General features: G+C 63.7%; 20 protein-coding genes. 9 read left to right on the top strand and 11 right to left on the bottom strand.

Going from position 1 to position 21,101, the window contains the following annotated elements:
- Positions 1–566: 566 nt before the first annotated feature.
- The 3 genes from AC0L27_RS19365 to AC0L27_RS19355 are packed head-to-tail and all read left to right on the top strand — an operon-like array spanning position 567 to position 1,483.
- Positions 567–944: a hypothetical protein gene (locus tag AC0L27_RS19365; protein ID WP_275169727.1), complete on the top strand. Its 378-nt coding sequence runs from the start codon at positions 567–569 to the stop codon at positions 942–944.
- 51 nt (positions 945–995) lie between these two features.
- Entirely contained in the window at positions 996–1,259 is a 264-nt protein-coding gene (locus AC0L27_RS19360) for a hypothetical protein (RefSeq protein WP_275169728.1), read from the top strand.
- 41 nt (positions 1,260–1,300) lie between these two features.
- Positions 1,301–1,483: a hypothetical protein gene (locus AC0L27_RS19355; protein WP_247503627.1), complete on the top strand. Its 183-nt coding sequence runs from the start codon at positions 1,301–1,303 to the stop codon at positions 1,481–1,483.
- 779 nt (positions 1,484–2,262) lie between these two features.
- On the opposite strand, the gene AC0L27_RS19350 is transcribed toward AC0L27_RS19355, so the two are convergent.
- Entirely contained in the window at positions 2,263–2,481 is a 219-nt protein-coding gene (locus AC0L27_RS19350) for a hypothetical protein (RefSeq protein ID WP_275169729.1), read from the bottom strand.
- Positions 2,482–2,708: 227 nt separating this feature from the next.
- Here AC0L27_RS19350 and AC0L27_RS19345 point away from each other — a divergent pair, with 227 nt between their 5' ends.
- From AC0L27_RS19345 to uraD, 4 genes are all read left to right on the top strand, one after another.
- On the top strand, positions 2,709–2,987 hold the full coding sequence (locus AC0L27_RS19345) for a hypothetical protein (protein ID WP_275169730.1): 279 nt from the start codon (positions 2,709–2,711) through the stop codon (positions 2,985–2,987).
- 89 nt (positions 2,988–3,076) lie between these two features.
- Complete coding sequence (locus AC0L27_RS19340; protein WP_007601448.1) at positions 3,077–3,490, top strand: DUF3830 family protein; 414 nt, start codon at positions 3,077–3,079, stop codon at positions 3,488–3,490.
- Positions 3,491–4,426, top strand: a complete 936-nt coding sequence (gene puuE, locus AC0L27_RS19335; RefSeq protein WP_275169732.1) for an allantoinase PuuE — start codon at positions 3,491–3,493, stop codon at positions 4,424–4,426.
- Between the two features lie 7 nt (positions 4,427–4,433).
- Positions 4,434–5,321, top strand: a complete 888-nt coding sequence (gene uraD / locus AC0L27_RS19330; RefSeq protein WP_275169734.1) for a 2-oxo-4-hydroxy-4-carboxy-5-ureidoimidazoline decarboxylase — start codon at positions 4,434–4,436, stop codon at positions 5,319–5,321.
- Here uraD and AC0L27_RS19325 read toward each other — a convergent pair.
- Genes AC0L27_RS19325 through AC0L27_RS19315 form a run of 3 tightly spaced genes read right to left on the bottom strand, consistent with a single transcriptional unit; the run spans position 5,318 to position 10,258 of the window.
- Positions 5,318–6,688 (bottom strand): nucleobase:cation symporter-2 family protein, encoded by a 1,371-nt coding sequence (locus AC0L27_RS19325; protein ID WP_275169735.1) that lies wholly within the window; start codon positions 6,686–6,688, stop codon positions 5,318–5,320. The two genes, uraD and AC0L27_RS19325, sit on opposite strands and share 4 nt — an antisense overlap.
- Positions 6,689–6,710: 22 nt before the next feature.
- Positions 6,711–9,434 (bottom strand): molybdopterin-dependent oxidoreductase, encoded by a 2,724-nt coding sequence (locus tag AC0L27_RS19320; protein ID WP_473320025.1) that lies wholly within the window; start codon positions 9,432–9,434, stop codon positions 6,711–6,713.
- Positions 9,431–10,258, bottom strand: coding sequence for an FAD binding domain-containing protein (locus AC0L27_RS19315; RefSeq protein ID WP_275169738.1), 828 nt, complete (start codon positions 10,256–10,258; stop codon positions 9,431–9,433). The genes AC0L27_RS19320 and AC0L27_RS19315 overlap by 4 nt, the downstream gene beginning before the upstream one ends.
- Positions 10,259–10,411: 153 nt before the next feature.
- Here AC0L27_RS19315 and AC0L27_RS19310 point away from each other — a divergent pair, with 153 nt between their 5' ends.
- Entirely contained in the window at positions 10,412–11,761 is a 1,350-nt protein-coding gene (locus AC0L27_RS19310) for an 8-oxoguanine deaminase (RefSeq protein WP_275169739.1), read from the top strand.
- A 117-nt stretch (positions 11,762–11,878) separates the two neighbouring features.
- Here AC0L27_RS19310 and AC0L27_RS19305 read toward each other — a convergent pair whose 3' ends face one another.
- The 4 genes from AC0L27_RS19305 to AC0L27_RS19290 form a co-directional block, all read right to left on the bottom strand.
- Complete coding sequence (locus tag AC0L27_RS19305; RefSeq protein ID WP_275170189.1) at positions 11,879–12,955, bottom strand: BMP family ABC transporter substrate-binding protein; 1,077 nt, start codon at positions 12,953–12,955, stop codon at positions 11,879–11,881.
- Positions 12,956–13,033: 78 nt separating this feature from the next.
- Positions 13,034–13,951, bottom strand: a complete 918-nt coding sequence (locus AC0L27_RS19300; RefSeq protein WP_275169741.1) for an ABC transporter permease — start codon at positions 13,949–13,951, stop codon at positions 13,034–13,036.
- On the bottom strand, positions 13,938–15,029 hold the full coding sequence (locus AC0L27_RS19295) for an ABC transporter permease (protein WP_275169743.1): 1,092 nt from the start codon (positions 15,027–15,029) through the stop codon (positions 13,938–13,940). The genes AC0L27_RS19300 and AC0L27_RS19295 overlap by 14 nt, the downstream gene beginning before the upstream one ends.
- Entirely contained in the window at positions 15,013–16,584 is a 1,572-nt protein-coding gene (locus AC0L27_RS19290; RefSeq protein ID WP_473320023.1) for an ABC transporter ATP-binding protein, read from the bottom strand. The genes AC0L27_RS19295 and AC0L27_RS19290 overlap by 17 nt, the downstream gene beginning before the upstream one ends.
- Positions 16,585–17,155: 571 nt before the next feature.
- Here AC0L27_RS19290 and AC0L27_RS19285 point away from each other — a divergent pair.
- Positions 17,156–18,265, top strand: coding sequence for a hypothetical protein (locus AC0L27_RS19285; RefSeq protein ID WP_275169747.1), 1,110 nt, complete (start codon positions 17,156–17,158; stop codon positions 18,263–18,265).
- Between the two features lie 124 nt (positions 18,266–18,389).
- Here AC0L27_RS19285 and AC0L27_RS19280 read toward each other — a convergent pair whose 3' ends face one another.
- The 3 genes from AC0L27_RS19280 to biuH are packed head-to-tail and all read right to left on the bottom strand — an operon-like array spanning position 18,390 to position 21,101.
- Entirely contained in the window at positions 18,390–18,875 is a 486-nt protein-coding gene (locus AC0L27_RS19280; protein ID WP_275169749.1) for a nucleoside deaminase, read from the bottom strand.
- A gap of 13 nt (positions 18,876–18,888) precedes the next feature.
- A complete protein-coding gene (locus tag AC0L27_RS19275; RefSeq protein WP_473320022.1) occupies positions 18,889–20,421 on the bottom strand; it encodes an ABC transporter ATP-binding protein in 1,533 nt (510 codons plus the stop codon).
- On the bottom strand, positions 20,418–21,101 hold the full coding sequence (biuH, locus tag AC0L27_RS19270) for a biuret amidohydrolase (RefSeq protein ID WP_275169751.1): 684 nt from the start codon (positions 21,099–21,101) through the stop codon (positions 20,418–20,420). The genes AC0L27_RS19275 and biuH overlap by 4 nt, the downstream gene beginning before the upstream one ends.

The raw sequence follows: 21,101 nt of genomic DNA, 5'->3' as shown, positions 1-21,101 counted from the left end.
CCAAAAGGAATATTCCGAAATCCTCGTTTTGAGAGAGAAGATAAAACTGGCGACCGATCTGAAGAAGGCTCGCCGGCTTTCGTCCCATCTGGGAACAACTCCGCACGCACTAATCGGCCTCCCCGCAGTGTAGCAAGTATTGTGCCGTGTCGGATGTATGGTGGATGAACGAGAGATCGTTCAGCTCGGCCTATGGATCACTCCCCAAGTGCAGCCGCGCAGGCCGCCTGCCATATCGTCCGTGCTATGTTGCTTTCCGGGCATCGAACGACGGCAGGATGCTTGATAGGTCGAGATAGCGATACGGCATACTGTGCGTTACTTGTGATCCGCGAGAGAGCCAGCAACGAAGGTCCGGTTCTGGCCCTTTGCTGACCTGCGGCACGCAGCCGGTCGAGGACCGCTTCTGACCCAAAGCAGACTCAAATTAGCGCTCACTTCGTGCCCGGTTCATCGGATCTGAAGCTTTTACGCAATCGCCGCAGCCAAAGCTAAACCAAACACGTAAGCGAGAAATTCACCCGCTACTTCTACCCAAGGTCGCGGGAAAGGCGGGAGAAGTCGGCGTGGGTTGGAAGCTCTTTGCACTGCTAATTGTCGTGCTCACGGGTTGGAGTTTTGCGGACTCAGAACCTTACACTTCGACAGGACTCATCCACCTGATGATGAGCGCGCTATCGGCGGCCGGTCTTGTACTTATGGCATTTGAGATTGACTTTTTGCCGCGCAAATTCTGGCGCGCATTTTCCGTGGCATATGCAGCGTATAGCGTTGGCCTGATGGCCTTTTCCAGTCAGAACCTTTACAAGCAATATGCCGTTGATGGGCGGTCTCTGTCGGCAGTCGTCAGCGCATTCCTCATAATGGCCACCCTCCAGATCGCCATCAACATCGGACTTTGGGTAAACGCCTCTTCGCGTTTTTCAGCGCGAGGCAATGCCTGAGGCAATGCCTGATGTACTTCCTCACTGCCTGCTTGATCGTAGGAGCCCTGAGTGCCCACGTATCGTCTCGTGGTCCTGGAACTTGTTGCAGGACTTTCGGGTGGCCAGCGCTACTCAGCGGCTCGCGGCGCGGCGGCGTGCGCTTTGCCGGTGCTCTGCTTGGGATTTTTTCTGCTGCTGATGCTTCTATTAGGTCGCGTTCTAGGTTCGCAATTTACTGCCGTCACAGCGGACTGTTTGGTATTACTCGTTTCGATTTTTGCCGGGTTGTTTATCGGCGTATTTGGTGTCATCGCCGCGACGGACCGTCGTTGATATGATCCCGCAAAATCGCGCAGGCGAATGAAAGCTCATTAATGGGCACCATTTACGCGATGCTGGTGATCACTACGTTCGTTCTAGGGTTTGTCGCAACCGTCCTGTGGGGGCCAGATTTCGAATGGCTTGGGCGGGATGTCGAGGATGCCTACATCTTCAAGATGGTTGGCATCGGACTGGTCGTGTTCTTCTTAATCGCAATCACCTTCCACCTCATCTGAGGTCCTACAAACTGGACGGTGTTGCGCCTCAACGTCAGCTTCTGGCCGATTTCGTTGCAAAAGTCGGCTGTGAGCGATGGATGGTTCGGCGATTTCGCTAAGGACGACCGGCTTGATGCGCCGGCCCTGACGCTCTCTACGCAACTGGAACGCTACGCAGTGCACAGAGCCCGAGCGGGTGGCGGACGAGCGCCCAGCGACGCCAGCCGCCGCAGGTTCTGGGCGATGCTGCCTTGGAAACCTCAGGAAGCAGACCTCGCGACACTCTGAGCCAATGGAGGACTCCGCACGGTTTTCCCATGCTGACCGACACGACATAGGTTCAGGCGGCTCCTCGGCTAGGCGATCAAATAGAAGGTGGTTGCCAGCGCCGCGGCGAGGACCGCGAGGACGCGAAGGCGTGTCTGAATCTCAAAAATGCGACTGGAAGATTGGCGCTACTCCCTCATACTCCGTCATTGCGAGCGCAGCGGAAGCAATCCAGTCTGCCGCCGCGCGGGGATTCTGGATTGCTTCCGCCTTCGCTAAAGCTTCGGCGGACAAGTCGCTGCGCTCGCAATGACGACGTGGAGAGAACGTGCCTCACGCTCCGCTCTCGTGCCCCGGACGCAGCGCAGCGTCCCTTCGACGGTGCGCTGCAGAGCCGGGGCCCATCTCGCCGCATTACGCCGTGTCGCCCCTGGGTCCCGGCTCTGCGCAGCAACGCTGCGCGCTGCAGCGCGTCCGGGACACGATTGGCTCACGATGACCAGGAGCAACCGAACTCTAAGCTTTCAATATCACCGTCCCGCGGGTGCAGACATCGCGCAGTTGGAATAGCGCGACCAGTCGGGCCCGGTCGGCTGCGACGGCCAGAGCGCGGCGTTGGAGTCGCGCACCGACTGGGTGATGGGATGGGGCTGCGCCTTGCGGACATGACGGCGGTCGTTCGCCGCGGCGGTCTGGATGGTGGCGGCGGCAATCAGCGTCGCGCCGAGAATGATGAAAGTCCTTTGCATTGTTTCTTTCTCCCGTGACGACGCCCGGCCGTGAGATGTGTGTTTTGTGTGGTCGCCGTCGCGGCTGACATGGCGACGCGCCCAGCCGATATCAGCGCTCGCGACATCACATTGGGGCGAGCCAATTTTCTAGCCTCGGCTAAATATTCGGCAATCGCGCCCGTAGCCCCGATGGACTTGACCTGCGCAATCCGGTTCAATGGACCAGATCTGGTTTTCAGGCGACAATGATGTCGAAATATCTGCTGGTCTTTCTGCTGATCGCCTCGCCGGCCGTGGCGCAGGTCAAGCTGACCCCAAAAACATCGGCGGCGCATCCGGACCCCTGCGCGCCGATCGGGCGGACCGCGGACGGCAAGCTGGTCTACTCCATGAAATGCGAAAATCTGCCGGTGCCGCCTCCGCCGCCGCAGGCGGAACTGAGGGAGGCGCCGCAGCCCGCCGCCGAGCCGGAGCCGGAGACGCGGCGGAGTGGCGTTTTCGGCTGGTCCTACGACCGCAGGTAAGGGGCCGCGCCCCTTGCGCGAAGCCCGACGGAGTGCTCTTTGCCTGAAAATTCCCCGTGGGGCCACCACCCCCGATCCAGAGAGATGAGATGACCAAACTCGTTATCCGCGCCGGCGACTTCACCTTCGATGCCCGTTTCGAGGAGCAAGCGGCGCCCAAGACTGTCGCCGCGTTCCGCAAGGCGCTGCCGTTCGAAAGCCACATCATCCACGTGCGCTGGAGCGGCGAGGGCGTGTGGATGCCGCTCGGCGACCTCGATTTCGGCGTCGGCTACGAGAACCACACCAGCTATCCCGCACCCGGCCAGATCATCCTCTATCCCGGCGGCATCAGCGAGACCGAGATCCTGATGGCCTATGGCGGCGTGCACTTCGCGAGCAAGATGGGCCAGCTCGCCGGCAACCATTTCATCACGCTGACCTCCGGCCTGGAGAATCTGGCAACGCTCGGCAAGAGCGTGCTGTGGAAGGGCGCGCTGCCGATCCGCTTCGAGGAAGTCTGAGTGACTGGTACCCGCTACCCGCGCGATCTCCGCGGTTACGGCCGCAACCCGCCGCACCCGCAATGGCCCGGCGACGCGCGGGTCGCGGTGCAGTTCGTCGTCAATTTCGAGGAGGGCAGCGAAAACAACATCCTGCATGGCGACCCTGCCTCGGAAGCGTTCCTGTCCGACGTGCTCGGCGCACAGCCTTGGCCCGGCCAGCGCCACGCCAATATCGAATCGATGTTCGAATATGGCTCGCGCGCCGGTTTCTGGCGGCTGTGGCGGATGTTCGGCGAGCGGAAGTGGCCGACCAGCGTGTTCGGTGTCGCCACAGCGCTGAAGCGCAATCCGGAAATCGTTGCCGCCATGAAGGAGGCGGGCTGGGACATCGCCAGCCACAGCCTGAAGTGGATCGAGCACAAGGACATGACCGAGGCGCAGGAGCGCGCGGAAATCGCGGAAGCGATCCGCGTCCACACCGCAGCGACCGGCTCGCGGCCGCTCGGCTGGTATACCGGACGCTCCTCGATCAACACCAACCGTCTGTTGATGGAGGAGGGCGGCTTCCTCTATCTCAGCGATTCCTATGCCGATGATCTGCCCTATTGGGTCAAGGGCGCGAGCAGCAAGCAGCTCGTCATTCCCTATACGCTCGACGCCAACGACATGCGCTTCATCAATCCGCAAGGCTTTGCCGAAGGCCAGCAGTTCTTCACCTATCTGAAGGATGCCTTCGACGTGCTCTATGCCGAAGGCGAGAACGCGCCGAAGATGATGTCGGTCGGCCTGCACTGTCGTCTCGCCGGCCGCCCCGGCCGCGCGGCGGGCCTGATCCGCTTCCTCGACTACATCGGCAAGCACGAGCGCGTCTGGGTGCCGACGCGGTTGCAGATCGCACAGCATTGGCACGACAAGCACGCGGGCCTTGCCGACGATGCATTCGAGATCGGATAGGGAAGCAATGTCACAGATCGCCTTGTCTGATCTCAATGCCGCGAGCTTCGATGATTTCGTGGCCGTACTTGAAAACGTGGTCGAGTACTCGCCTTGGATTGCCCAAGAAGCCGCGGCGCGCCGTCCGTTTGCCGGCATCAATTCACTGCTCGACGCGATCAAGGCGGCGATCGCGAGCGCTGAGCCCGAGGTGCAGCTGGCGTTGATACGCGCGCATCCCGACCTCGCGAACAAGACCCAGCGCGCAGCGGGACTCACGCCTGACTCGACTGCTGAGCAGAGCAGCGCTGGTCTAGACCGTCTGTCGGACACCGAATATGCGGCCTTCGAGCAGGCGAACGATGCGTATCGCGAAAAATTTGGTATCCCCTATATCGTCTGCGCGCGCCGGCACACCAAGGATTCCATTCTGCGTGACTTCGAGTCGCGACTGCAGAACATTGCCAAAACCGAGACACGCCGTGCGCTCGAGGAAATCTCCCGCATCGCTGCGCTGCGGCTGGACCAGCTCGTCAGTGCTGACGACAAGCTGAAAGTGCACGGTTGGCTCTCGACGCATGTGCTGGACAATCACGCCGGCAAGCCCGCGCCGGGCATTCGTGTCGAACTCGTCGAGCTCGCCAAGCTTGGCGAAAGCCGCGTGATCGCGCGCGCCGTCACCAACGCGGATGGCCGTACCGACCAGCCGCTGATCGGCGGCCGGCCGCTGCCGATCGGCCGCTACGAGCTCCGGTTTAGCGTCGCCAAATATTACGCCGAGCGCAACGTACCGCTGTCAGATCCGCCGTTCCTCGACGAGATCCCGCTGCGCTTCGCGATCAGCGAGCCGGAAAGCCACTACCACGTGCCGCTGCTGGTCACGCCCTGGAGCTATTCGACCTACCGCGGCAGCTAAACATGTTGCGCGGATGAGGCGACTGCTGCTGCATCCGCTTCCGCCGCAGCTCCTCCGCTCAACCCGTTGAAGAAAGCATTGAGCAGCACGGAGACGATCGCACAGAGCAGGATGCCGGACTCCAGCAGCGGCTGGAGATCGTGCGGCAAATTCCTGAAGAAGCCGGGTGCGGCGAGCGGGATCAGCCCGAAGCCGATCGAGATCGCGACGATGAAGAGATTGTAACGATTGTTGCGGAAGTCGACCGAGGTGAGGATGCGGGCGCCTGTCGCGGCGACCATGCCGAATATCACGAGGCCGGCGCCGCCGAGCACGACCAGCGGCACGGCCTCGACCAGCGCGGCGAGCTTCGGCAACAGGCCGAGCACGAGCATGATGCAGCCGCCCGTGACCGTCACCCAGCGCGAGCGCACGCCGGTGACCGAGACGAGGCCGACATTCTGCGAGAACGACGTGTACGGGAAGGTGTTGAAGATGCCGCCGAGCAGCGTACCGACGCCGTCGGCGCGCAGGCCTCGGCTCAGGGCTTCGCGGTCGACCGTCTTGCCGGTGATGTCGCCGAGCGCCAGGAACATGCCCAGTGATTCGATCATCACCACGACCATGACGACGCACATGGTGATAACTGGTACCAGATGGAATTGCGGCATGCCGAAGCGGAACGGGATCACGAGCGCGCCCCAGGACGCCGCAGCGAACTTGTCGAAATGCATCACGCCCAGGATGGTCGCGAGCACGGCGCCGGCGATGATGCCAAGCAGCACGGAGACGTTGGCGAGGAAGCCGGTGCCCCATTTGATCAGGCCAAGACCTAGCCCCTGCAACTGTCCGTAGGCCGGATTGGGAAAACTACCGACGACGCCGTCGACCACCTTCGTCAGCGTCGGCAGGCCGCCGCCGGCCCAGTTGATGCCGACCCGCATCAAGGAGATTCCAATGACGAGAATGATGCTGCCGGTGACGACGGGCGGGAACAGCGGCAGCAGCCGGCTGACGAACGGCGCCGCGACGATGCCGAACAGGCCGGCCGCGATCACCGAACCGTAGATGCCGAGCAATCCGATATCCGGCGCACTCGCCATCGACAGCATCGGACCCACGGATGCGAAGGTCACGCCCATCATCACGGGCAGGCGGATGCCGACGCCAGCAAAACCGAGGCATTGCACCAGCGTCGCAAGTCCGCAGGCGAACAGGTCGGCGCTGATCAGGAAAGCGACATCCTCCGGCGGCAGCTTCAGCGCGCGCCCGATGATCAGTGGCACCGCGACCGCGCCGGCATACATCACCAGCACATGCTGGAGCCCGAGCGCGAGCAGACGTGGAACCGGCAGGACTTCGTCGACGGGATGCACCTCGCTGGTCATGAATCAATCTCCCGAAATAGGCCTATCCAAATTTGTCGTGCAGCGCAGGAAACAGCCGGTCTGGCTTGAATGGCGGCGCAGTGAAGCGGATGCCGGTGGCATCGGCAATCGCGTTGCCGAGGGCGGCGGCGACCGGATTGTACGGACTCTCGCTCATCGACTTCGCGCCCAACGGTCCGATCGTGTCGGATGTCTCGGCGAAGAAGACCTCGGTGCGGGGCACGTCGGCGAAAGAGGGCAGGTGGTAGTCGCGGAATTTGGGGTTGGTGACGCGGCCGTCAGCGTCGATCACCATCTCCTCGTAGAGCGCGGCACCGAGCGCCTGCGCGACCCCGCCTTCGACCTGACCGCGGCACTGCATGGGATTGGCGACGACGCCGGCATCCGCCGCATGCACGCTCCTGAGAATCCGGAGCTCGCCGGTGCCCTTGTTTACGGCGACGCGAAAGCCTTGCACGTTGAAGCCGACCGAACGCGGCGTGCCGCCGGAATTGCCGGCGCCTGCGAACGGCTGTCCGCGTTCGCGCGCGAGCTTTGCCAGCTCCACAAAGGACATCCGCCGCACGCCACTGACGACGGCTTCGCCCTCGAGCGTGCAGCTGCCGACGTCGCAGAGCCATGCGCCGGCGGCGGCCGCCTTCAGCTCGGCCGCAAGCTGCATGGCTGCGGCATGCGTCGCCTTGCCGGCGACGAACATGCCGGCGCTGCCATAGGCGCCGGTGTCGTGGCCGCCATGGGCGGTATCGGACTGGCGCAGGCGGATGCGGTCGACGGTGGTCGCAAGCGTGGTTGCCGCGATCTGCCGGTGCACGGTGCTGGTGCCGTTGCCGAATTCGGCGGTGCCGACGGTGAGGTCGAAGCCGGCGTCGTCGTTGAGCGCGATCCTCGCATCTGCAAGATGGCCCGCCGGGGGCACCGTATCGATCATGGTCAGCGCGACGCCATCGCCGATCAGCCACTCCGGCGACAGGTCCGGCTGCGGGCCATCAGCCTGCATCGCGTGCTCGACGAGGTCGAGACACTGGTCGAGCCCGTAGGAGCCGTATTGCACGTCGTGAAATTCCGACGGCGGCGGCGACAGCATGGGATCGCCGGGCTTGACGACGTTGCGCCGGCGTATCTCGTAAGGGCTGATGCCGAGCTGCTTGGCCAGTTCGTCGATCGCGGCCTCGACAGCGATCAGTGTTTGCGGCAAGCCATAGCCGCGAAACGCGCCTGCCGGCACCGTGTTGGTGTAGACCGCGGTGCCGTCGACCCGCTTGTTCGGGCAATTGTAGACGGTGATGGACTCGGCCAGCGAGTGGAACATCACCGGGCCGGCGTGATTGCCGTAGGCACCGGTGTTGGAGAGCACGTCGAGCTGAAGCGCGGTAAGCTTGCCGTCCGCGTCTGCACCGGCCTTGACGTGGACCCGCATCGGATGCCGCGTCGAGGTCGCGATGAACTGCTCCTCGCGGGTGAGCTCCAGCTTCACCGGCCGTCCGGTCTTGAGCGCGGCGAGCGCCAGAATATCCTCGACGAACATCTCCTGCTTGCCGCCAAAGCCGCCACCGACGCGCTCGCAGAAGACGCGGACCTTGTCCATGGGAAGCTCGAAGATATCAGACAGCGCGCGCCGGGTCAGGAACGGCACTTGCGTCGAGGTGCGAACGTTGAGTACGCCGGAAGCATCGAGCCAGGCGAGGCCGCCATGGGTTTCCAGCGCGGCATGCTGCACACGGTGACTATGGAAGGTGCCCTCGAAGGTGACGGCGGATGTCGCGAGCGCAGCCGCCACGTCGCCGAATTCGCCATGCGTCTCCGCAGCGAGATTGCGCTGGGCGTCGGCGACGCGATTGGCGGTGGTGCGATCGGGATGAATAATGGGCGCGCCCGGCGCCATCGCCTGCTCCGGATCGATCAGCGCGGGCAAAATCTCGTAGCTGACCTTCAGCCGGCGGCACCCGTCCTCGGCGGCGGCTTCGCTGTCTGCGACCACGGCGGCGACCTTCTGGCCGATGAAGCGGACGATTTCGTCGAGGACACGGGTGTCCTCGGGATCCATCCAGTCCTTCTCATGCCGCGCGGTCGACATCAGAGTGGTTGGCGCATCCTCATGCGTCAGCACCGCGTGCACGCCGGGAACGCTCAGCGCTTCCGACGTGTCGATCGCGACGATCCTCGCGTGGGCGTGCGGTGAACGGTGCAGCTTGATATGCAGCAAGCCGTCAATCTGCGTGTCGAACGTGTAGCGCGCCTTGCCGCGCACGACATCGGGGCCTGCTGGCGCCGGCAGGCTGCGGCCGAATGCGGCGCCGGCCTCGACGCTCTCCTCAATATTGGACTTGCCGAGTAACGCATCCTCGATCGAACGATACCCGGTGCAGCGGCAGATATTGCCCTTCAGCGCCACGACGAGATCGGTGCGCTGCGCCTGGTTCAGCGAGGCGCAGGTCAGGATCATGCCGGGGGTGCAAAAGCCGCATTGAAAGCCCTGCGCATCGAGGAAAGCCCGCTGCATCGGATGCGCGCCGGCGTCTCCGCCCAGACCTTCGATCGTGGTGATGGCGCGGCCTTCGACGCGGAAGGCCGGGATCAGGCAGCTATGCACCGGCTCGCCGTCCAGCAGCACGGTGCAGGCGCCGCAATCGCCGGCGTCGCAGCCCTTCTTGACGCCGAAATGACCGAGCTCGCGCAGGAACGTGCGCAGGCACTGGCCGGCGCGCGGGCTCTGCGAAAACGGCTTGCCGTTGACCTCGAAGCTCATGACGGCGGCGCTCCGAGGAGTTCGTCACGGATCTCTTCGGCAAGCCGCTGTGTCATGTGCTTGCGCCAGAGCGGCTTGCCGTGGATGTCGGTGTGGTACAGATCGTCCGTGATCTGCTGCGCGATGGCGTCGCGAAGCGCTTTGGCGTCAGGTGGTTTGGGAAAGGACAATCGGATCGGCCTTACCGTCGATGCGGTGACCGTGAGCGTCAGCGTGCCATCGACATCCAGACTGCCGATCAGGAGCGCCGCCGAACGGCCGACCGGCGCCAGCGAGATCTGGCGAAAGACCGTACGACGCTTCAGCGCGGCGATCGGAATATCGATCTGCCGGAGCAGGTCCCCCGGCAGCAGAAGGTTGCGCTGGTTGCCGGTGACGAAGTCGACCACTGGCATCATCTGTTCGCCGCCGCCGGCCTTCCAGATGGTGCAGACGCCCTCCAGCGCAGCGGTGAGCGAGATCATCGGTCCCGCCGGCAGCGACATGCAGAGATTGCCGCCGACGGTCGCCGTCTTCCAGATCTTGAACGAAGCAAGGAAGGCGCGGCAGCACTGGTTGATCAGCGGCGCCGCGAGCCAGTCGGGTGGGCAGACGAATCCATCGAGCTGCGCAACGGTGCAGGTGGCCGCGATGCTGAAATGGCTCTCGGTGACCGTCAGTGCCGGCCACTTGAGGTCGGTGAGATCGATCAGCCGAGTCAGGTGAACTTGCGGCTCCGAGAACAACCAGGTGCCGCCCGCGAGCCAAGCATCACCTGGCGTCCAAACGGGCAGCTGCGTGCGCGTTTGCGGATGGGCGACCGCTGTGATGGTATTCAAGTCCATGGCGACGCCAACGCTTCCAATGAGTGAATCGAGCCAGGAGAAAGTCTTGCAAGACGAGCGCCAAGTCGCAACAACAAGTCGCAGCAAAAGCGCCATCAGGCCGGTACCTGCCTTGCAGGCCTGTCGTCAGCGGATGTGAGGAGGAGCAGGTTCATGAACGACGCAAAGCCGATCTGGATCAGGGATCCCCTGGCTATCCTCGCCGATGGCGCCGAGCGCGGGATCGTGGTGAAAGGCGGCCAGATCATCGAGCTGGTGCCGGCCGGCGCTGCGCCCGCAACCGCTGACGTCGCGGTGTTCGATGCCGGCGACCACGTCGTGCTGCCGGGCCTCATCAACACCCACCACCATTTCTACCAGACGCTGACGCGGGCGCTGCCGGCGGCGATGGACCGCGAGCTGTTTCCCTGGCTCCAGGCGCTCTATCCGGTGTGGGCGAAGCTGACGCCAGATGCGCTCGATCTCGGTGTCACGGTGGCGATGTCTGAACTGCTGCTGTCGGGCTGCACCACCACGACGGATCATCACTACGTATTTCCGGCAGGGCTCGAAGACGCCGTCGATATCGAGGTGGCGGTGGCCAGGCGGCTCGGCGTGCGCGTGCTGCTCACGCGCGGCTCGATGAACCTATCGCAGCGCGACGGCGGTTTGCCGCCCGATAGCGTCGTGCAGGATGAGGACACCATACTCGCGGACAGCGCGCGCGTGGTCGGCAAGCACCACCAGCGCGGCGCGGATGCGATGGTGCAGATCGCGCTCGCACCTTGCTCGCCCTTCTCGGTGTCGACGTCCCTGATGCGCGCCACCGCCGATCTCGCCGACAAGCTCGACGTGCGCCTGCATACACATCTTGCCGAGACCGAGGACGAGAACAGGTTCTGCCAAGAGATGTTTGGCTGCCGTCCGCTCGACTATCTCGAACAATGCGGCTGGCTCAATGCGCGGACTTGGCTCGCCCATGGCATCTTCTTCAATGCAGACGAGATGAAGCGGCTCGGCAAGGCGAAGACGACGATCAGTCATTGCGCCTGCAGCAACCAACTTCTGGCCAGCGGCTGCTGCCCCGTCTGCGAGATGGAGGAGGCCGGTGTGGGCATCGGCATCGGCGTCGATGGCTCGGCCTCGAACGACGGATCGAACCTGATGCAGGAGGTGCGGGCCGCGTTCCTGCTGCAACGGGCGCGCTACGGCGTCACGAAGGTCAGTCACAAGGATGCGCTGCGCTGGGCCACCAAGGGCTCGGCGGCCTGCGTCGGCCGGCCGGAACTCGGCGAGATCGCCGTCGGCAAGGCGGCCGATCTCGCGCTGTTCAGGCTGGACGAGCTGCGCTTCTCCGGTCACGGCGATCCCCTGGCCGCACTGGTGCTGTGCGGGGCGCATCGGGCCGACAGGGTGATGGTGGCAGGAAAATGGGCCGTAATCGACGGCGCGATCCCCGGCCTTGATGTGGCAGACGTCATCCAGCGCCACAGTTCGGCGGCGCGGGCCATGCAGGCCGGATAATATCCACGCAAAATAAAAATAAAAAGAGGGGGCGACCACAAGTGCCGGGTGCTTCTGGCCACCCCCTCCGAACCTGTTCCGGGAGGAGCAGGTGATCTAGGCGATGCAAGAAGCGTGCTACTTGCCCGGCAGCTTGTCGTCGATGCCTTTGACATAGAAATTCATGCCGAGGATCTGGCCGTCGTCGAGATTGGCGCCGCCCTTGCACTCGACAGGTTTGCCGTCCTGCCCAAGGACTGGGCACTTGAACGGATGCAGCTTGCCCGCGGTGATCGCGGCCTGGGCATCCTCGGCGATCTTCTTCACGTCGTCAGGCATGTTGGTGTAGGGCGCCATCGCGAACATGTGGCTGTCGAGGCCGCCCCAGCTGTCCTCGGATTTCCAGGTTCCGTCGAGCTCGGCCTTGACGCGGGCGATGTAATAGGGACCCCAGGTGTCGAGGATCGAGGTCAGCTGGGTCTTCGGCCCGAACTTGATCATCTCGGAATCCTGGCCGAAGGCGAGCTTGCCGCGTTCGCTGGCGATCTGCATTGCCGCCGGCGAATCCGTGTGCTGCATGATGACGTCGGCACCCTGGTCGATCAGCGCCTTGGCGGCGTCGGCCTCCTTGCCCGGGTCGAACCAGGTGTTGGCCCAGATGATCTTGACCTTGATGTTCGGGTTGATGGTCTGCGCGGCGAGGATCGTTGCGTTGATGCCGGAGACGACCTCGGGAATCGGGAACGAGCCGATATAGCCGAGCACGCCCGACTTCGACATCTTGGCCGCGATCAGGCCCTGGATGTAGCGGCCCTGGTACCATTTGGCCGAATAGGTCGACATGTTCGGGTTGCGCTTGTATCCGGTCGCGTGCTCGAAATGCACGTTCGGATATTTCTTCGCGACCTTCAGCGTCGGATCCATGTATCCGAACGAGGTGGTGAAGATCAGCTTGTTGCCGGCGCGGACGAGCTGCTCGATGGAGCGCTCGGCGTCCGGGCCTTCAGGCACGTTTTCGAGAAAGGTGGTCTCGATCTTGTCGCCGAGCTCCTTCACCAGCGCCTGTCGTGCCTGCTCATGCTGATAGGTCCAGCCGAGGTCGCCGACCGGGCCGAGGTAGATAAAACCGACTTTCAGCTTGTCGGCGGCGGAGGCTGCACTGACGCTCCCGGCAAGCAAGAGCCCGGCAGCCAGCGCAAGAAGTGATTTCCTCATCATCAATCTCCAAACATCAGGGGAAAGCCACGATCCGCAACGTGTGCGCCCCATCGCACACGGCGCGGAAATGAAACGTTAGCGGTCAGGCACGAACACGGTGCCGAGCGCAGCCGGTGCGGTCGATCCGCCCGTGCGCGCACGGGAGAGCAGGACCAGAACGATGACGGTCGCAAGGTAAGGCAGCGCCGACATCAACTGCGAGGGAATGCCGACGCCCCAGCCCTGCGCGTGCAGCTGCAGGATCGTCACCGCGCCGAACAGGTAGGCGCCGACCACGAGGCGGCCTGGCCGCCAGGACGAAAACACCACCAGCGCCAGTGCGATCCAGCCGCGACCCGCGGTCATGCCCGGAATGAAGAAGGGCGTATAGGCGAGCGGCAGATAAGCGCCGGCAAGCCCGGCGCAGGCGCCGCCGAACATCACGGCGATGGTTCGGATCCGCAGTACGGGGTAGCCGAGTGCATGCGCAGAAACGTGGTTGTCGCCGCAGGCGCGCAGGATCAATCCTGGCCGCGTGCGGTACAGGAACCACCAGACGCCGACGACCAGCGCCAGCGAGAAATAGACGAAGGCGTCCTCGCCGAACAGCACGCGGCCGATAAGCGGAATATCCGTGAGACCGGGAATGTTGAGATGCATCGCCGGCGTGATGCGTTCGCCGACGAAACCGGCGCCGATCAGGCCCGAGAGTCCGACGCCCAGGATGGTCAGCGCCAGCCCTGTCGCAACCTGGTTGACTGCAAGCCCGAGCGCCATCAACGCGAAGACCAGTGACATCAACGTGCCGGCGACGATGCCGAACAGTGCGCCGATGAAGATCGAGCCGGTCAGCCACGCACCTGCAAAGCCAGACGCGGCGCCGATGATCATCATGCCCTCGACGCCGAGATTGAGCACGCCGGAGCGCTCGGTTACGAGCTCGCCGGTCGCCGCAATCAGGAGCGGCGTCGAGGCGGCGAGCACTGCGAGAATGATCGCTTCAATGAGTTCCACGAGCCACCTGTCGGTTCGGGAAGACCAGCTTGAAGCGATAGAGAATGAGGGAATCGCAGGCGAGCACGTAGAACAGCAGGATGCCTTGAAATACCTTGGTGACGTCCAACGGAATCTTCATCGCGATCTGCGCCTGCTCGCCGCCGATAAAGGTCAACGCGAGAAAAAGGCCTGCAATTAATATCCCAAGGGGGTTCAGCCGGCCGAGAAAGGCGACGATGATCGCCGTAAAACCGTAACCCGGCGAGATGCCGGGCTGGAGATGCCCGACCGGACCCGCGACCTCGATGATGCCGGCGAGGCCCGCCAGCGCGCCCGAGACGGCGAAGGTCAGGATGATCAACTGGTTGGAATTGAAGCCGCCGAACCGCGCGGCGCGGGGCGCCGCACCGACCACGCGAATCTCGAATCCCTTGATGGTGCGCCCGAGCAGGATCGCCACCGCGGCGACGACGAGAAGGGCGATGATGGAGCCGAGATGCAGCCGGCCGCCTTCGATCAGCAGCGGCACCGTTGCGACCGGATCGAATTCGGCCGTGGTCGGGAAGTTGAAACCGTGCGGATCGCGCCAGGGGCCGCGCACGAGATAGTCGAGGAAGAGATCGGCGACATAGACCAGCATCAGGCTGGTCAGGATCTCGCTGGCGCCGAACTTGACCTTGCAGATTGCCGGGATCAGCGCATAGAGCGCGCCTGCGGCGGCGGCGAGCACAAGCATGACCGGCAGCACCCACGCGCCGGCGTCGGTGCCCTGCGTCTTCACCGCAATCCAGCTTCCGGCGACTGCACCGATCAGGAACTGCCCTTCGGCGCCGATGTTCCAGGCATTGGCGAGATAGCAGAGCGACAACCCGATCGCGATCATCACCAGCGGTGTCGCCTTCACCGCGATTTCCTGGAGCGAATAGCTGTCGGTCAAAGGCGCAATGAAATACGCCTGCAGGGCGAGCAGCGGATTCTTGCCGAGAATCGCGAACAGGATGACCATGGTCACGATCGTGAGGCCGATCGCGATCAACGGAGAGATCAGTGCGATCGTGTTGGAGCGCTCGGCGCGCTTCTCAAGCACCAACTGCATGCGCGGCCTCCTTCGGTTCCAGCGTGCTGCCGCCCATCAACAAGCCTAGTCTTTCGCGCGTCGCCTCGCTGGTGGCGAGCGGCGCAGACAGATGGCCATGGAACATCACGGCGATGCGGTCGGCGATTTCCGCGAGTTCGTCGAGGTCCTGGCTGGTCACGAGCACGGCGGCGCCTGCCGTTGCGAGATCAAGCAGCGCCTGGCGGATGACGGCGGCCGCGCCGGCGTCGACGCCCCAAGTCGGCTGGCTCACCACCAGCACCGCGGGATTGCGCAGGATCTCGCGTCCCACGATGAATTTTTGCAAATTGCCGCCGGAGAGGGATGCTGCTTCCGGATCGCGCTTGGCCTTGCGGACGTCAAACGTCTTGGTTGCGCGGTCGACAGTCTTCAGAGTGGCCGCAGTATCGATGAAGCCGTGGTGGACCATGCCGCTGGCGGCGTGCCCGGTGAGCAGCGCATTCTCGGAAAGCTTCATGCGCGGCGCCGTGCCGTGGCCGAGCCGCTCCTCCGGAACGAAGGCCGCGCCGAGCTTGCGGCGCTGCGTGATCGAGAGATGGCCGGCAGCAAGGCCTTCGATCACGATCGTGCCGGGATCCTTCGAGAGGCGTTCGCCGGACAGCGCGGCGAACAGTTCGTCCTGGCCGTTGCCGGCGACCCCGGCGATGCCGAGGATCTCGCCGCCTTTCAGCTCGAACGAGATGTGCTCGAGCCGCACGCCATGCGCCTCGCCCGGGGCGAGCGAGAGGTCGTTGACGACGAGGCGCGGCACGGTGGTCTGCCGGCCGGCGGCCGCCTTCACCTCCTTGATCTCGCCGCCGACCATCATGCGCGCGAGCGACGCGGCGGTCTCAAGCCTTGGATTGCAGGTCTCCACCTTCTTGCCGCCGCGCAGGATCGTTGCCGTGTCGCACAGGCGCTTCACCTCTTCGAGCTTGTGGCTGATGTAGAGGATGGCGCGACCTTCGGCCTTGAGCCGCTCCAGCACGACGAAGAGCTGGTCGGCTTCCTGTGGCGTCAGCACTGCGGTGGGCTCGTCAAGGATCAGGAATTGCGGATCCTGCATCAGCGCGCGAACTATTTCGATGCGCTGGCGCTCGCCGACCGACAATTGCCAGACCTCGCGTTTGGGATCGAGCGGCAATCCATAAGTCTTCGACACCTGCTCAAGCCGCGCCGACATGTCCTTGAAGGATTCTTTCCCGTCGAGGCCGAGTGCGACGTTCTCGGCGACGGTGAGATTGTCGAACAGCGAGAAATGCTGGAACACCATGCCGATGCCGCGGCTGCGCGCTTCCGAGGGACCGGACTGCACGATCGGCTGGCCCCGCCAGCAAATCTGGCCGGCGCTGGGCTGGATCAGCCCGTAGATCGCCTTGACCAGCGTCGACTTGCCGGCGCCGTTCTCGCCGAGCAGCGCGTGGATTTCCGTTGGCCAGATGTCGATGTCGATGGAATCGTTGGCGAGGAAATCGCCATAGCGCTTGGTGAGCCCGATCGTCCTGAAGAGCGGGGACTCGCCGGAATGCAGGCTGTTAGCCGTGGGATCCAACATTCGCTGATGCGCTTGCATGGGATGAAGTGCCTCAATACTGGGCTAGTTTGAACCGTCGCGTAAGGTGTGAAAAAGCGTCATCCCTTGCTCAACGCTTCGGCAGCCAGGTGGTGTCGGCGAGTCGCGGCTCTCGCCGGGCGGCGATCGTCCTCAAATGCCTCCCGAACAGCCTTTGCAGTCCCGGCTTGCGCGTGCCGCCTGTTGCAAATTTGTGACGGATCAAACCAAATCGGAACCCGCTATGCAGGCTTGATGTGAAGTTGAGCAGAGACGCGCCATCACGCGTATGCATTTGCGAACACCGCGACAGTCGCTTCCGCCGCTCCTGTCTGCCTTGCCCGCTCGACATGAAAAGGGAGCGAAATCAAATGGAATTATCCGGCAGTGGCCGCTCTCGCCTGACCGCGTGGTGGTGAGGTTGGCCTTCCGAATCCGCCGGTGAAGCGCAGTGCTCTGTGCAAACAAGCGGCATGCCTTGAAACAAGTTGAGGCTTCTCACTCCTGGAGATCGGCGCAAGTGTCGCACCCAAGGGACGTTCATTTTTACGTGTCCAAACTTGGGGGTATTCGGATGTCGTTTCGTATGAAGGCAATTGCGGCGGCGGCGCTGTCACTTGCTACGCTCGCTACCGGTGGCCTGGCTCAGGCAGCCGACTTGCCGGTCAAGGCTGCCAAGAAGGCGGCGGACCTTCCGTTCTTCCTGGTGATCGACGACCGCGTCACCTTCTCCTATATCTTCAATGCGTCGCAGCCCGGTGCGTTCACCAACACCAACGGCGTGATCAACGCCAAGACGACGAAGCAGGTCTACTCGTTCACCCACTTCGATGCCTGGACCTACGGCACCAACTTCTTCACCATCTCGATGTTCAAGTCGGACCACAACGATCCGGCCGGCCCCTGTACCGCCACAGGCGTGGTCGTTTCGCCGGCTGCGGGCTTCGCAGCGACGCCGACGAGCTGTGCCGGCGCGACAGAAATCTATGGCCTGTTCCGCTCGACCTTCGGCTGGAACGAGATCTTCAACACCAAGGCCTTCACCCAGGGGCCGCTGCATAACATCTCGTTCGAGGTTGGCATGGATGCCAACACGGAGAACCGGTATTTCGGCGCCGCCAAGCGCGACGTTGTCGCCGGTCTGCAGTTTGCCTTCGATCTTCCCTACAAGGGCTACTTCAACGTCGCGCCGCTGGTGTACTGGGAGTTCGCCAACCACAACTCCTTCTCGCAGTGCGGCGCCGGTTGGTCCGCGCCGTGTATTGCCGACGGCAACACGTCGTTCAAGCCGACCTGGGCGATCGAAACCAACTACTATATGGACCTCGGCTTCCTGCCGCAGAACATGCAGTATTTCTCGATCAGCGGCCGCGCGGCGTGGTACGGCAAGAAGGGCACAGACACCGAGCCGCTTCCCGCCAGCGTTGCCAACAACGTCTACCCGACCAAGGTCGAGTTCAATTCCGAGCCGATCCGCCTGACCCTCGATGCCTCGAAGGCGATTTGGGGTGAGAAGTACTCGCACTTCGTGGACGTCTGGGTCGCCTATCGCTACTGGCAGAACAAGTTCGGCCTCGATCACAACAATGCCTTTGCGTGCACCACTTTCGTCGGTGGTACGAAGGTGAGCACCGGATCCTGCACCGAGTCCTCGCTCTACTCGGGTATCACTGTGAAGTTCTAACCACCTGACATTCTTCAGGTGAATGACGATGACGCCGCGTCAAACCTCCGCGGCGTCATCTTCGTTTGTGGGATGGGCTGGGTACCTTCAGGCGGCCCTTCGGTGAGCGCGGGGCGGAGGCCACCTACTTCGTCCACACGCCGTCGTGCAGCGCTTCGGCCTCGTCTTCGAGCAGCGGCCCCGCAACGTCTGTCGGCCGCTGGCCCCTGGTAAAGACCTCGCGACAGGGCAGGTTGAGCGTCGGGTTCTCCGGATGATCGCCGGTGATGTCGCGCAGGCGGTGCTCGCTGAGGCCATAGACGACACGGCCGATGCCGGCCCAGTAGATCGCGCCCGCGCACATCGCGCAAGGCTCGGCGGAGGAATAGAGCGTGGCCTTCGCCAGAACCTCGCGGCCGAGCGTGCGGCAGGCCTGAGTCGCGGCGAGGCGCTCGGCATGCGCGGTGCCGTCGTGATCCGGCATGTAGCCGTTCTCGGCTTCGATCAGGACCTTGCCTTCGGCATCGACGACGATGCAGCCGAAGGGATGGTTGCCGTGGGTGAGGGAACGGCGGGCGACCGCGAAGGAGAGGCGGAGGAAGTGCTCGTCGCGCTCGGACCCGCCGCTCATCGCTCCCCCCTGGTCAATGCCCCGCCATATGCCGGCCGACCACGGTGAGATCGGCTTCGCTGGTCCGTGCTTCATACACGAATTCGCCGTGGAACATCACCACCAGCCGATCGGAGAGTTCAAGGAGTTCGTCGAGGTCCTCGCTGACCAGCAGCACTGCGGCGCCGCGGTTGCGTGCTGCCATGATCTCGGCATGGATTTGCGCCACCGCGGCGAAATCGAGCCCGAAACAGGGATTGGCCGCGATCAGCACCTCGACGCCGCCGCCGAGCTCGCGGGCCAGCACGGCGCGCTGGACGTTGCCGCCCGACAGCGCCGAGATCGGCGTGTCGGGCGTGCGGGTCTTGATCTTGTACTGGGCGATCTTCTTCCTGGCGTCGACGCGGAAGGCGCCGCGGTTGAGCCACCAGCCGAGGCTTGCAAAGGGCGCGCGGTCGAACTCGCGGAAGGCGATGTTGTCGGCGACGCTCATGCCGCCGACACAAGCGTTCTTCAGCGGCTCCTCCGGCAGGAGTGACATATTGTGCCGCCGCATCTCCTCGCGGCTGGCGTGATAGGGGGCGCCGGCGACGCGAATCTCGCCACTTTCAGCTTCGCGCTGCCCGGCCAGCACCTCGACGAGCTGGCGCTGGCCGTTGCCGGAGACGCCGGCGATGCCGACGATCTCGCCGGCACGAACCGTGAGGGAGACGTCATGCACGGCGATAGCGCCGGCGTCGTCGAGCGCGCGCATCTTCGCCAGCTCCAGCCTCGCCTTGCCGGCCTCTCCGGTGCGCGGCGGCTGTACCGTCAGCTCCTCGGCGCCGATCATGGTGCGCGCCATCGCGTCCGGCGTCAGTTCGGAAACCTTGCCGGCGCCGGCGAGCTTGCCGCGACGCAGGATCGTGACGTCGTCGGCGAAGGCCATGACCTCGCGGAACTTGTGCGTGATCATCAGGATGGTCAGCTCGCCCTTGACGACCATGTCACGGAGCATGCCGAGCACCTCGTCGGCTTCCGCCGGCGTCAGCACTGATGTCGGTTCGTCCAGGATCAGGAAGCGGCGCTTCAGGTAGAGTTGCTTGAGGATCTCGCACTTCTGGCGCTCGCCTGCGGAGATGTCGGAGACCTTTGCGCTGAGCGGCACCTTGAATGGCATCCGCGCGAGAAAGGCCTCGAGGTCCTTCATCTCGCGGGACCAATTCACCATGGCCGGCACGTCATCGCGGGCCAGCACCAGATTCTCGGCGACTGTCATCGCCGGCACTAGCGTAAAGTGCTGGTAGACCATGCCGAGGCCGAGCGCGTGGGCGTCCTTCGGATTGCCGATCGCCTGCTCGCGCCCGCCGACCAGAATGTCGCCTTCGGTGGCGTGATAGTAGCCCATGATGCATTTGACGAGGGTCGACTTGCCGGCGCCGTTCTCGCCCAGCAGCGCATGGAACGAACCCGGCCGCACTTTCAGCGCGACATTGTCCAGCGCCAGGAAATCACCGAAGCGCATGGTCATGGCGATAGCATCGACGCCGAAGGCGCCCGATGGCGGCGGCGTTTCGCCGACGATCACGAAATCGCTCCGATGAAAGCGTCGGAGGTCGAGACCGCGCCAAACACGCCGCCCTGCATCTTGATCATCTTCAGCGCGTGCTCGTGGTTGCTCTTGTCGGTCGCACCGCAGCAATCGTGCAGCAGTACGCATTCGAAGCCGCGGTCGTTGGCCTCCCGCATGGTGGTGTGAACGCAGACGTCGGTGGTGATGCCTGTGAGCACGACGTTCTCGATGCCGCGGACGCGCAGGATCAGCTCCAGATCGGTGGCGCAGAACGAGCCCTTGCCGGGCTTGTCGATGATGGGTTCGCCGGGCTGCGGTGCGAGCTCCGGGATGATGTCCCACCCGGGCTCGCCGCGCACCAGGATGCGACCGCACGGGCCGGGATCGCCGATGCCGGCGCCGATCTGCCGCGAACGCCAGCGTTTGTTGGCGGGCAAATCCGAGAGATCGGGACGGTGGCCCTCGCGGGTGTGGATGATGTGAAAGCCTTGGCTCCGCATGGCCGTCAGCAGTTTTTTGATCGGCTCGATCGGCGCCCGCGTTAGGGACAGGTCATAGCCCATCTTGTCGACATAGCCGCCGACGCCGCAAAAATCGGTCTGCATGTCGATGATGATGAGCGCGGTATTCTCGGGACGGAGGTCGCCGTTGTAGGGCCAGGCATAGGGCTCGGACTTGATGGTGCGCTCGGGCAT

The organism is Bradyrhizobium sp. Ken51, assembly GCF_055807435.1.
This window is presented reverse-complemented; position numbering and strand designations above follow the sequence as displayed.

Coding starts and splice junctions, on each gene's coding strand:
- AC0L27_RS19305 (WP_275170189.1), bottom strand. CDS start 12,955: ATGAGGAAATCACTTCTTGCGCTGGCTGCCGGGCTCTTGCTTGCCGGG.
- biuH (WP_275169751.1), bottom strand. CDS start 21,101: ATGCCCGAGCGCACCATCAAGTCCGAGCCCTATGCCTGGCCCTACAAC.
- AC0L27_RS19290 (WP_473320023.1), bottom strand. CDS start 16,584: ATGTTGGATCCCACGGCTAACAGCCTGCATTCCGGCGAGTCCCCGCTC.
- AC0L27_RS19280 (WP_275169749.1), bottom strand. CDS start 18,875: ATGAGCGGCGGGTCCGAGCGCGACGAGCACTTCCTCCGCCTCTCCTTC.
- AC0L27_RS19315 (WP_275169738.1), bottom strand. CDS start 10,258: ATGGACTTGAATACCATCACAGCGGTCGCCCATCCGCAAACGCGCACG.
- AC0L27_RS19340 (WP_007601448.1), top strand. CDS start 3,077: ATGACCAAACTCGTTATCCGCGCCGGCGACTTCACCTTCGATGCCCGT.
- AC0L27_RS19350 (WP_275169729.1), bottom strand. CDS start 2,481: ATGCAAAGGACTTTCATCATTCTCGGCGCGACGCTGATTGCCGCCGCC.
- AC0L27_RS19285 (WP_275169747.1), top strand. CDS start 17,156: ATGTCGTTTCGTATGAAGGCAATTGCGGCGGCGGCGCTGTCACTTGCT.
- AC0L27_RS19310 (WP_275169739.1), top strand. CDS start 10,412: ATGAACGACGCAAAGCCGATCTGGATCAGGGATCCCCTGGCTATCCTC.
- AC0L27_RS19325 (WP_275169735.1), bottom strand. CDS start 6,688: ATGACCAGCGAGGTGCATCCCGTCGACGAAGTCCTGCCGGTTCCACGT.
- uraD (WP_275169734.1), top strand. CDS start 4,434: ATGTCACAGATCGCCTTGTCTGATCTCAATGCCGCGAGCTTCGATGAT.
- AC0L27_RS19345 (WP_275169730.1), top strand. CDS start 2,709: ATGATGTCGAAATATCTGCTGGTCTTTCTGCTGATCGCCTCGCCGGCC.
- AC0L27_RS19320 (WP_473320025.1), bottom strand. CDS start 9,434: ATGAGCTTCGAGGTCAACGGCAAGCCGTTTTCGCAGAGCCCGCGCGCC.
- AC0L27_RS19355 (WP_247503627.1), top strand. CDS start 1,301: ATGGGCACCATTTACGCGATGCTGGTGATCACTACGTTCGTTCTAGGG.
- AC0L27_RS19295 (WP_275169743.1), bottom strand. CDS start 15,029: ATGCAGTTGGTGCTTGAGAAGCGCGCCGAGCGCTCCAACACGATCGCA.